Here is a 12248-nt window from a genome sequence, read left to right as displayed (position 1 = left end):
TCCCCTTAAAATAATTCCAAAACATCCATAGATGTCTTTTGCGCATTTAATGTTATTGAATCTAGATCTAAAGTAAATTGCGTCATTATAAAATCAGGATAATTTATACTCAGTCCCATTAATATTTTTTTCATCGTATCTTTTTCTAATCCGAAAATTTCGGCAGGGCTAATACCGTCACCATCTATGCTAAAGTCCATTAATCTCGAAAGTGAAAACTGATAATAATCACCGCACGACTCTGCAAATTTATAAAGTGAATATAGTATAACCTTTATGTCCGGATTATACCATTTATCACGATAAAAATTATTCAATGTTATAGTTTCATTTCCAGAAGAATTTACCTTTTTTTTGTAGTCACACTTTCCGAGTCCAATAGCTTCTCCAAAAGGCGTTTTTATAAGTAATATTTTGAAGGCATCTGATATATTTCTTTTGCCTAATCCTTTTGTGTCATTACTCATAACATCTTCCAGCATATACTTAAGTCGTTCTGGAGTAACACTCTCATGGAAAGGTATATTTTTTATAAACCACTTAAATTCTGGTGTATAAGCCAGATTACTGAGCATAAGCCCCCAAGTTATTTCCGAATCGCTTCCAATAGAAAATAGTACTTTCGCAAATTTATTAGGTTTATTTTTTGTATATTTATTATCACCATCTAAACGATTATAGCTAACAAGACCAGCATCTTTAATAAAATTCAAGAAGGCATCTTTTTTCTTATTTGCAACATGTCCGTGACCATCAGAGTTCCAAAATTCATCAGATCCTTTATCTTGAAAATAAAAATCTATCCATTCCTTTCTGATGCCAAAACTAAAGTATCTATCTAGCCCTTTTACCATTTTTTCTCCCCCAATTTTATTTCTTATAGAGTTATATCTCAGACAATGTTCGTAAATATCATGGCACTGATGACAATGAACACACCTATCATCAATTACGAGTCCGTTTTTCATACTTATATAATCATAGGGACAATTAGCAACACATACATCACAATCTACACAATATATAGTTTTTATAATGACACTTCTAAATAAGGAAATAAACTTTATATCATCTTTACTCGTTCCGCAATCAGGAAAAGTAATAACTGTGTTATCATCATTATCTTCAAGGTGTATTTTATAATTTTTCTTACTGAAGTTAATTGAATAATCTTGTTCGGAAAGTTGAATAAACTCTCCTATTGTCTTGGCCCATTCTTTCCATTCATTACTAAGTTGTTTTACCGAAATAATTGTTTTTCCATTTTTTACATCTATAATGTGTTTATCGCATCCTAGATTCAATTCTCTTCCAGTTTTTCTTGATTTCCATAAACCATTATCAATAAACTTATCCATCTCTTGTGATGTAAAAGATGTTTTTCCACTCGTTTCTTTTATTTTTTTTAATAAACAATCCACATCATCTTTATAACACTGTGCCTTCATATATTCGTGCTTTCCAGAAGACATAGGGCAAACAAGGCATCCTACTCTAGAATTTCCTTTTTTATACGCTTCATTAACGATAAGATTTTCTTGGTATATATATATAAACAATTCTGCAGAATTCCATTCAAGAATAGGATGGAAACTATACTGACCTCTTATTTTCTTTCCATAGCTAATCTCATCATATTCACTTCTTGAGATACTTTCATCACCGCGTACTCCTGTAAATGCCATACCTTTAAAATTTGGAATACCTGTATACTCTCTAAGCTTAAGAATTTGCGGTGTTGATTTATGTACGCTACAGCACCAACGTATAGTTACTGCTGGCGGACCAAATGTATGCCAGCTTCGGTCTACATTCATAGTTGATGCTGCTTTTATGAACTCTATATTCTTTTTTTTGCATTCTTCTTTTATTTTTTTTAGTTCCTCGTAAGTATCAGGAAATTCCATTCCTGTATCTCCAAATAGAACCTTAAATTGGTTATGTGGCAATGCTCGTTGCACAAGATCAAGAACTACAATACTATCTTTTCCACCACTAAAAGCAACATAGAATACATCTATTTTATTGCTATATTCTATATAAGTATTATAAATCTTTTTTATTGTGTTCTGTGAAAGCGTCTCAATTATTTCACGGTTTTTTTCCACCATAGTAGGGACATCCACAAATTGTAATGGATTTCCGTCAGGCTCTGGATCTTCAAGCAAAATTAATTCTGGCGCAGTATAAAAAGAGCCGCCCTTCGTTTTAGCAACTTTTCGTCCACGATATATATACGTATTCGACTCAGCCCACATATACGGATAAGAATCATCCTTTTTGTAGTTCCAGTATTTATCAAAACCAAGTATATCAAGTTCTTTATAATAAACAGGTCTTGGTTCTTTACTAAAACTAAGCGGTGAACTATTTAATAGGATTCCTCCTGTTTCAGGATCCCATTCGTATGAGTACATATTTTACTTTTCCTTTCTATTTCGTATAGTGCGAGCATTAATCAAGATTTTCTCAATACCACGGTATGATCGGCGGCCAATATATCCTTTATCACAAAGATAAGAAAGAGCTGCCTCTTTTTCCAAAGGAACCTTGGCATCAGCAATTACTCTTGTAATGAGCATCGAAAAATCTTTTATATCACTTGATTTATCAACCATAGAACCAAGAACCATATACTGGTTATAGCCTGTATGTAATAAATAATACTTCTTACTATAAAAAGCTATGTAGGTTTCTAATAAATATGTATTCCACGGGTAAGATGCATCTGGTAGAATTCCATAATTGCTAATTTCAGCAATCGGAATATAATCACCTGTACAAAATTTACTGAGTACCTTGTCTGTTTCACTCACATTGAAAATAAGATCATCTTTTTGAACAAATCTATCTTCACTTATCCTTGCACTTTTCTGATATAGGCTTTCAAAATAAATTGTCGTAGATCCAATACTATCAGCAAATTGTTGAATATCTTGTAAAGTAAAATTCTTTCTTTTTTGCGCATAATATAAAAAAACATCTTTCATGGCGAGATCTTTATATTTGTCGCTGATGATATTACTATTAAAAGAGAATTTATCACCAAGTTTATACCACAACGCATTTCGCCATCCAAGAGGAGAATACACAGAATTTTGTTCATAAATATATGGATATTTATTGCTGATCATATCATATAACTCATTTCCAGTAATAAATTCATGTTTTTTTATTTCAGAATATATCAGTACAGTGATATTTTCCAAATCTTCCTCTGAGACATCAAAACAATCTGCATGGAAATATTCACATTTTTTATTTCTAGCAAATTCATGATATCGTCCTAAAATATTTCTGATTTGTTTTTCCGTAATATGTGGAAGCTCTTTATGGATCTCTTTAATTTTCATTGGTAGAACATGATTCTTCAAACAAGAACGTATTTCTTCTACTTCGATAAGATCCATAGAAGTATTTCCCATCTGGGAATCACTTTTATAAAAGTAGTTATTTTCTATTATATATTTACTATCGTTATAAAAGGTAATATATTCCCTTAACATATCAGCATCATTGATATATGAGTCAAGAAATTTCTCATAAAATTGTTCAAATAAAGCCTTAAAGTAAATTATTTTTGCACCATTTTTAAAACTATTTTCTATATAAGTAAAGAGTTGTTTTCGTAACTCTTCACTTAAGACTTTATCTGGTATATATATTTTTCCTCTATATTCAAATCCGCACTTGTCTATATCCTTTTCTATCTGCTCATTAGAATCATTGATTGCTACTTTGAATTTTCCCTGGTAATATTTTCGGAATTTTTTTATGTCAATTAGCGAATGGACTCTGAAGCCTTTGATAAAATATTCACCTAATACTTCCTTAAATTTGTCAATAACATCTATGTTAACATCTTCATTATCATTCATATTATGTTGGAATTTTTCTTTTGAAAATGTATCCTGTATTTCATTTTCTTCAGTATGGTATTCTCGGATTAATTGCAAACATTGAAGCGCTTGTACCTGTAATGTTTCAGAATGAATAATTTTTTTATTTTCTATCTGATTTATAAGTTTATCAATAAAAAAAATATCATCAACAGACCAAATGTTAGTAGATAACTTACTATTCCGTTTCAAAATAGCATTAATATCTATCCAGATATTTTTTCTTTTTATTTTTTCATCAACATTTTTATATTTGTCAAGCCAATCAAAAAAATTCATATTTTGATTTTTTTCCATGTTAGTTATATTACTTACTCCATCCAATAGTTTTTTATAAGCTTTATTATCATCTTTAAAGACCTTGATAATAGCATTTTGCCATTTAGATGTAGGTCCCATTCCTGATTGTCCATTTGTAAACCCATATTCAAGGCGTGCCATTTGTAAAGTTATACCATTTTCATTCCGAAATTTATCGTCAATAGTACCATACTTCTTCTTTGCCCGATTTCGGAGTTGCTTAGAAATATCTGTAATAGCATCGGCACGCTTTATTTTGCCTTCCCTGACTTTTATCAGACCGTCTAATAGGACAGCTGCTTCTTGCATATCCCAGGGTATTCTATTCACAACACGATTCTCCCTTCCCTATCAGACGGCGTTCGATATTGCATATATATCCAATGTCATGAAAACATTTTCTTCATGCTCTCTTAAGAACAAATGTTTTAAATATATCATCCTCATTGAGCTAAACAATAATCTCCACTGCGCTGGTAATGTCTCTTTCTTTTCTCTTATCTAGGTCCCCCAAAACTAATAACCTATTTAAAAATTCTATGCTGCGTCCGGAAATCCTGCTAATTTCTCTATATTATTAATGAAAGTGTAAAATTCTTTGTGTAAAAGCAATTGCACAAATTCAATGACCAAGCAAATAAATACCATCAAACTCGCGGAACACATCACCAACAAACGCCTGCACAGCTCATCAACAACCCCCATCTGGACGAAAAATCAAAAGCCATCATCGATGCGATCATTAACTTGTCTAAGAAAAAGCCGACTTGATGGCTTTTTTATTTCCATACAAAAAAGCCGCCCGAAGGCGGCAGTTATACTACTCATCAAAAAGATCCTGATGTGTTCCTGTTCTGGCAAGAACCAAAATAAGTTCTTTTTCTACTACTTTGTATATTAGTAGCCAGTCGGGAAGAATATGACATTCTCGGTATCCTACATACTTGCCACGCAGTGGATGATCCCTGTAGCTTTCATCCAGCTTCTTTCCTTCGCTCAAAGTATCGATAACCGTTTTCAAGAGCTCCATATCCAGATGACGTTTCTTGGCTAGCTTTATATCGCGTTTAAATTGGCGGTAAAATCGGATAGTCAGTTTCATATCCCTAAATCCTTATAAAGTTCCTGTGTATCTTTATATTTTTTGCTTAGTCCAACGCCAGCTTCTATATTCTCGATGCTGTCTTTCAGCGATTCTCTTTTATCTCCGACAATCTCAAACGGAATACGGTCTTGAATATCAATCTGATGAAAAAGAAGGTTCACTGCACCACTGGCAGTCATCCCCATGCGTTTTAATTTCTTATCTACACGCTTTTTTGTTGCTTCGTCTATACGGACCTGTAACAGTGCTGTGGCCATAAAATCATCTCCTTTATTTATATTATATCACGATGATTTTATCATTACAATGTAATACTATAGTAAGTATCTCTCTATAAAAAAGGGATTGTGCAGTATGGCAGCAGCCACAATGCACAATCCTTTTCTTTATGCCATTTTACTTAAACTCAACAAACTCATCAATGCGGGCCCCGCCCTTGGTCATGGGTTCGACGAAGCTGCGCCAGACGTTGAGGATGATGACGCGCGGATGGTCTTTGTCGTCGAGGGCGTTCTTGAAGGCCTCGGCAAATTCATCCTGTGTCGAGACGGACTCGGCTTTGATGCCGAAGCTCTCGGCGTACTTGACATAATCCATCGGGTAGTCGAGCTCGCAGGCGATGTAACGCTCTTTGTACATGACTTTCTGGAGCTGGCGAATCATGCCGAGGCTCCGGTTGTTGACAATGAGCGAGATGATGGGCAGCTTGAGCCTTGCAATCGTGTAGAACTCGTTGCCCGTCATCTTGATGCCGCCGTCGCCGGCCACGTGGATGAGGCGGCGGTCTTTGCCGTAGTAGAGCTGCGCGCCCATGGCCGCGGGCAGGCCGAAGCCCATCGTGCCGAGGCCGCCCGAGGTCAGCCACGTGCGCGGCTCCTCAATGGCGAGATGCAGGGCCGCCCACATCTGGTGCTGGCCGACGTCAGTCGCATAGGCGTATTTTTTGCCCTGCGTCTGCAGCCTGACCTGATGCATCGCCCAAGGCACGGTCAGTCGGTTCTGGTGATAATCATAGGCATAGGCCTCACGCCATTTGTCAATCTGCGTCCACCAGTCCGTCAGGCCCGAGCTTGCATCGTGCTTCATCAGGAGGGACAAAATGACTTTCATATTGCCGGCAAGGCCAAGGCAGTTGGCGACGTTCTTATCGATTTCGGCAGGGTCGATGTCGATGTGGATGAACTTCGTGTTCTGCGTGTACTTGTCGAGATTGCCCGTCTGGCGGTCGGCGAAACGGCTGCCGATGGCGATGACGAGGTCAGCCGCACCAATCGCGTGATTTGCGGCTTTCTCGCCGTGCATGCCGGCAAAGCCCAGGGACTGCGGATGGGAGCGCGGGATGGCGCCAAGGCCCATGAGCGTATGGACGACCGGCAGATGATATTTCTCGATGAAGGCGATGACTTCTTTCGTCGCGCCGGCCGAGATAACACCGCCGCCGACAATGACGACTGGTTTTTTCGCCTTGACGATTTCGTCGGCTGCTTCCGCTGCACAAATCAGAAAGTCGGCGTCGGGCTGGCCGTGCTTTTCTTCTGGCAGAGGCTCCGGCTCGTAGTCGACATCCGCGAGGAAAATATCGCGCGGCACATCGATGAGCACAGGGCCGGGTCTGCCGTGGCGCGCAAGCGCAAAGGCCTTGCGCACGGTCGGCACGAGTTTCTTCGGGTCCTTGACCTTGAAATTGTGTTTTGTGATCGGCATGGTCACGTCGAGGATATCTGTTTCCTGAAAAGAATCCCGACCCATCATGGACGTATCGACCTGCCCCGTGATGGCCACGACCGGAATCGAATCCATGAAAGCCGTGGCGAGACCCGTGACGAGATTGGTCGCGCCCGGTCCTGATGTCGCGATGCAGACACCGACTTTGCCCGAAACGCGTGCATAGCCGTCAGCGGCATGTGCGGCATTTTGTTCATGGGTCACGAGAATTTCCCGAATATCGGGGTTCTCATAAAAAGCATCGTAAAGCGGCAGGATCATGCCGCCCGGATAACCGAAAACCGTATCCACGCCCTGTTCTTTGAGGCAGAGCGCCACGGCCTTTGCTCCTTTCATCGAATTCCCCCTCTGTCACTGCAAAAATCATGATGCGGCAGACAAAAGTCAAAGGCGTTCGCAGATGACTTTCGTGATTTCTTCGGTATTGGCCTTCTTGAAACCTTCCTTCCAAAGGTCCGGCGTGCGGTAGCCGTCGGCAAGCGCCTTATCGACAGCTGCTTCGATGGCCTTGGCTGCTTCTTCCTCATGCAGGGAGTAACGCAGCAGCATCGCAGCGGAAAGAATCGTGCCCATCGGGTTGGCGATGCCTTTGCCCGCGATGTCCGGGGCACTGCCGTGAATCGGCTCATAAAGGCTCGTGCTCGTGCCGATGGAAGCCGACGGCATCATGCCGATGGAACCGCCGATGACGGCAGCTTCGTCGGAAAGGATATCGCCAAACAGATTGCCCGTCACGATGACATCGAACTGCGTCGGATGAATGGCGAGCTGCATGGAGCAGTTGTCGACGTAGAGGTTGTTGAGCTCGACGTCTTTGTAGTTTTCGGCGACTTTTGCGACCGTACGGCGCCAGAGACGCGACGTAGCAAGGACGTTGGCCTTGTCGACGGACGTCACTTTGCCGCGGCGCAGACGGGCCGTCTCGAAAGCGAGCTTCGAAATGCGCTCGACTTCTGGAACGGAGTAGTTCTCGAGGTCCCAGGCACGCTCAGCACCGTTGTGCTGCTCGGATTCGCATTTATCACCGAAGTAGATGCCGCCGATGAGCTCACGCACGATGACGAGGTCAACGCCTTTGACGAGTTCCGGCTTGAGCGGGGAATACTCGACGAGGGCATCCGCGACTTTTACTGGACGCAGGTTGGCGTAAAGGCCGAGGTTCTTGCGCAGGCCGAGAATGGCCTTTTCTGGGCGCAGGGCTGGGTCGACATTGTCCCATTTGTCGCCGCCGACCGCACCGAACAGGACGCCGTCCGAAGCTTTGCAGGCTTCAATCGTGTCTTCCGGCAGCGGCGTGCCGAATTTGTCATAGGCCGTGCCGCCGGCGTCTTTGTACGTATAGGAAAGGCCAAGGCCGAACTTTTCATCGGCTTTCTTGAGGACCTCTACTGCTGAATCCGTGATTTCTTTACCGATGCCATCGCCCGGGATGACTGTAATTTTATATGCCATATTGCTACCTTCTTTTTTTTGCCTTTTTGTTTGCCGTTATCTTTCTGCCAATACGATACGCGAAAGGAATGCCCTTTCCTTCTATTATATATAGAAGGAAACAGAGCATTCCCGGCGCAGTCTTTAAGCCTGCTGGCTCTTGATGTAGTTAATCAGGCCGCCGGCTTTGGCGATATCCTGAACGAAGCCCGGCAGCGGATGTGCGTGGAACACATCGCCCGTCGTCAAATCTTCGATGACACCCGTTGCCGTATCCACGCGCAGTTTGTCGCCGGCCTTGATTTTCTCGACTTCATCGCCGATTTCGAGCAGCGGCAGGCCGATGTTGATGCCGTTGCGGTAGAAAATGCGCGCGAAGCTCGCGGCAATGACTACAGGGATGCCCGAAGCTTTGATGGCCACCGGTGCATGTTCGCGCGAGGAGCCGCAGCCGAAGTTGCGGCCGCCGACCATGATGTCGCCTTCTTTGACGTTTTTGGCAAAACTCTCGTCGATATCGACCATGCAGTGCGTAGCAAGTTCTTTCGGGTCAAATGTATTGAGGTAGCGTGCCGGAATAATGACATCCGTGTCGATGTTATCGCCGTAGCGCCATACTTTACCTTCGTGTTTCATGTTACTTTACCTCCTCCGGTGTAGCGATGCGTCCAAGGATTGCACTCGCGGCAGCGACATGCGGGCCGGCGAGGTAAACTTCACTGTCGACATGGCCCATGCGGCCGCGGAAGTTGCGGTTCGTCGTCGAAACGCATTTTTCACCAGCGGCGAGGATGCCCATGTAGCCGCCGAGGCACGGGCCGCAGGTCGGCGTCGAGACAGCACAGCCGGCATCGATGAATACATCGATATAGCCGCGTTTCATCGATTCTTTGTAAATGGCAGGGCTGCCCGGGATGACGATGCAGCGCACGCGGTCAGCGACTTTATGGCCATCGAGGATATTGGCTGCAATCTCCATGTCTTCAAGACGGCCGTTCGTGCACGAACCGATGATGACCTGGTCGATGGCAATCGGCTCTTTGATATCTTCGACGCGCTTCGTGTTGCCCGGCAGATGCGGGAAAGCGACGACCGGCTTGAGCTCGGAGAGGTTGATTTCGACCGTGCGGCAGTACTCGGCGTCATCGTCGGCAGCGACCGGCTCATACGGCTTCTTGACGCGGCCGTCGACATAAGCCTTCGTGATTTCGTCGAACGGGAAAATACCAGCCTTGCCGCCCGCTTCAATGGCCATGTTCGAGATGGTCAGACGGTCCGTCATCGTCAGGGCCTTGACGCCCGAGCCGGCAAATTCGAGGGATTTATAGAGAGCACCGTCGACGCCGATCATGCCGATGAGCGTCAGGATGACATCTTTGCCGTTGATATCGGCTGGCTTCTCGCCCGTCAGATAGACCTTGATGGCCTCCGGTACTTTGAACCAGGCCTTGCCCGTGGCCATGGCAGCACCGAGGTCCGTCGAGCCTACGCCCGTGGCAAATCCGTTGACTGCACCATACGTGCACGTATGGGAGTCCGCGCCAATCGTCAGCATGCCCGGAGCGACAATGCCCTTCTCCGGCAGAATGACGTGCTCGATGCCAACGCGGCCCTGCTCGAAGTAATTGACAATGTCGTATTTATGTGCAAAGTCGCGTACGGCCTTGGCCAGTTCTGCCGACTTGATGTCCTTGGCCGGCTGGAAATGGTCCGGTACGAGTGCAATTTTCGTGCGGTCAAAGACGGGGCGGCCGATTTCCTCAAATTTCTTGATGGACGGCGGCGCCGTGATATCGTTGGCGAGTACCATATCGAGATTGCAGGTCACGAGCTGTCCGGCTTTCACGGAATCGAGGCCGGCGTGTTTCGCGAGGATTTTCTCGCTCATAGTCATACCCATAGTATGCCCTCCTAATATTTATATGTATGCTTCTTCAGCATACTCAGTTATTGGAAAAAACTTCCCCGACGTATAATTCGCCGGGGAAGCGTTTATTTCCTGTTCAATTGAACGGTATAAAATCAGTCTTTGGAGAGATCTGCACCGTCTTTGAGCCACGGCATCATAGCGCGCAGTTCCTTGCCGACCTTCTCGATCGGATGCTCTGCATGGAGACGGCGCTCCATGAGGAAGTTTACGCGGCCAGCAGCCTTGTTCTCAAGCAGCCAGTTGCGGGCAAACGTGCCGTCCTGGATCTCTTTGAGGACTTTCTTCATTTCTTTCTTCGTGTCTTCCGTGATGATGCGCGGGCCAACCATGTAATCGCCATACTCAGCCGTATCGGAGCAGGACTGACGCATCTTCGTGAAGCCGCCTTCGTAGCAGAGGTCAATGATGAGCTTCATCTCATGGAAGCACTCGAAGTATGCCATCTCTGGCGGATAACCTGCCTCAACGAGGACTTCGAAGCCCGTCTGCATCAGTTGGCAAACGCCGCCGCAGAGGACAGCCTGCTCGCCGAACAGATCTTCTTCCGTCTCATCACGGAACGTCGTCTCAAGAGCGCCGGAACGCAGAGCGCCGAGGCCCTTCGTGTATGCCAGCGTGATGTCGCGGCATTTGCCCGTAGCATCCTGATAGATAGCAAATACTGCCGGAACGCCGGAACCTTCCGTGAACGTGCGGCGAACGAGATGGCCCGGGCCTTTCGGAGCAACCATGAAGACATCGACATCAGCCGGCGGAACGATCTGCTGGTAATGGATGTTGAAGCCATGTGCAAAGGCGAGAGCACTGCCCGGTTTGAGGTTCGGGGCAATTTCTTTCTTGTAGACATCAGCCTGCTTCTCATCCGGAATCAGGAACATCGTGATATCAGCCTGTTTAACAGCCTCAGCGACCGTGTAAACCTTCAGGCCGTGTTCCTCAGCAACTTTCTTGGATTTGGAGCCTTCATACAGACCAACGATGACGTTTGCACCGCTGTCCTTCAGGTTCAGTGCATGGGCATGGCCCTGGCTGCCATAACCGATGATGGCGATCGTTTTGCCATTCAGTACATCCCAGTTTGCATCCTGCTCATAGTAAGTTTTTGCCATAATACTCTCTCTCCTCACAATGTTCATAGATGGTATGCTCACCGCGTTCCAATGCTATCAGGCCGGTGCGTATGACTTCGGCAATCCCGTAAGGCTTTACGAGTCTGAGGAAAGCCGTGACCTTGTCATCGCTGCCCGTAATCTCGAAGACGAGTGTCGTCGATTCGACGTCAACGACATGAGCCCTGAAAAGCTCTGCCATCTTCAGGATATCGAGGCGGTTGTTGTCATCCGCCTTGACCTTTATTAGTGTCATCCCGCGGCACACAGCGTTTTTGGCATCCAGCCGCTGTACAGCGCGGACCACCGGCATCTTCTCGAGCTGCTTAATCATCTGCTCGATGAGATTTTCATCACCGTGCACAACAATCGTGATGCGCGAAAAATCCGGTGTTTCCGTAACGCCCACCGACAAACTGTCGATGTTGAACTCGCGTCTGGAAAACATGCTTACAACGCGGACAAGAACACCAGTCTGGTTTTCGACAAAGACCGATAAAACGTGTTCCATGGTTTCATCTCCTCCCAGAAGTGCTTATACCACAATTATTATATCATGGCTCCCTTGCACATTCAACATGTAACGCTGTAAACATGTATACATTATTACTCTACGTGCACATTTTGTCAACACGTTTTTGTAACTTTTTTTGGATTTTTTTATAAAGAATAACCGCAACCTTCCGTTTACAATAGACAAAATGCATTATCGAATCGGTTTTTTATTGTTCAAGTAAAATTCATGTCCA

The 12248-nt window shown here is 44.5% G+C and carries 10 protein-coding genes; all 10 read right to left on the bottom strand.

What is annotated here, in order from left to right; translation table 11 throughout:
- Positions 1-5 precede the first annotated feature (5 nt).
- Positions 6-2417, bottom strand: a complete 2412-nt coding sequence (locus tag ACE419_RS05600; protein WP_435721295.1) for a phosphoadenosine phosphosulfate reductase domain-containing protein — start codon at positions 2415-2417, stop codon at positions 6-8.
- 3 nt (positions 2418-2420) lie between these two features.
- The gene (locus tag ACE419_RS05595) at positions 2421-4529 is read right to left on the bottom strand and encodes a hypothetical protein (RefSeq protein ID WP_435721294.1); all 2109 of its coding nucleotides are present in this window, start codon (positions 4527-4529) and stop codon (positions 2421-2423) included.
- A 490-nt stretch (positions 4530-5019) separates the two neighbouring features.
- Entirely contained in the window at positions 5020-5301 is a 282-nt protein-coding gene (locus ACE419_RS05590) for a type II toxin-antitoxin system YafQ family toxin (RefSeq protein ID WP_435721293.1), read from the bottom strand.
- Positions 5298-5561, bottom strand: a complete 264-nt coding sequence (locus ACE419_RS05585; protein WP_435721292.1) for a type II toxin-antitoxin system RelB/DinJ family antitoxin — start codon at positions 5559-5561, stop codon at positions 5298-5300. The genes ACE419_RS05590 and ACE419_RS05585 overlap by 4 nt, the downstream gene beginning before the upstream one ends.
- A 139-nt stretch (positions 5562-5700) precedes the next feature.
- Positions 5701-7365 carry a biosynthetic-type acetolactate synthase large subunit gene (gene ilvB / locus ACE419_RS05580; protein ID WP_295634070.1) on the bottom strand — a complete coding sequence of 555 codons (1665 nt, stop codon included), beginning with the start codon at positions 7363-7365 and terminating at the stop codon, positions 5701-5703.
- A gap of 48 nt (positions 7366-7413) precedes the next feature.
- Positions 7414-8481, bottom strand: a complete 1068-nt coding sequence (leuB, locus tag ACE419_RS05575; RefSeq protein WP_302489215.1) for a 3-isopropylmalate dehydrogenase — start codon at positions 8479-8481, stop codon at positions 7414-7416.
- Positions 8482-8604: 123 nt separating this feature from the next.
- On the bottom strand, positions 8605-9096 hold the full coding sequence (locus tag ACE419_RS05570; protein WP_295634077.1) for a 3-isopropylmalate dehydratase small subunit: 492 nt from the start codon (positions 9094-9096) through the stop codon (positions 8605-8607).
- A gap of 1 nt (position 9097) precedes the next feature.
- Positions 9098-10360, bottom strand: a complete 1263-nt coding sequence (gene leuC, locus ACE419_RS05565; RefSeq protein WP_432648467.1) for a 3-isopropylmalate dehydratase large subunit — start codon at positions 10358-10360, stop codon at positions 9098-9100.
- A gap of 122 nt (positions 10361-10482) precedes the next feature.
- On the bottom strand, positions 10483-11499 hold the full coding sequence (ilvC, locus tag ACE419_RS05560; RefSeq protein ID WP_295634082.1) for a ketol-acid reductoisomerase: 1017 nt from the start codon (positions 11497-11499) through the stop codon (positions 10483-10485).
- Entirely contained in the window at positions 11480-12010 is a 531-nt protein-coding gene (ilvN, locus tag ACE419_RS05555; protein ID WP_295634085.1) for an acetolactate synthase small subunit, read from the bottom strand. Before ilvN ends, ilvC begins: the two co-directional genes overlap by 20 nt.
- Between the last annotated feature and the right edge of the window lie 238 nt (positions 12011-12248).

It is taken from the genome of Mitsuokella apri (genome assembly GCF_047974105.1).
In the GTDB taxonomy this organism is placed as follows: domain Bacteria; phylum Bacillota; class Negativicutes; order Selenomonadales; family Selenomonadaceae; genus Mitsuokella.
The sequence above is the reverse complement of the archived record's forward strand: the minus strand, read 5'-3'. Positions and strand labels throughout refer to the sequence as shown.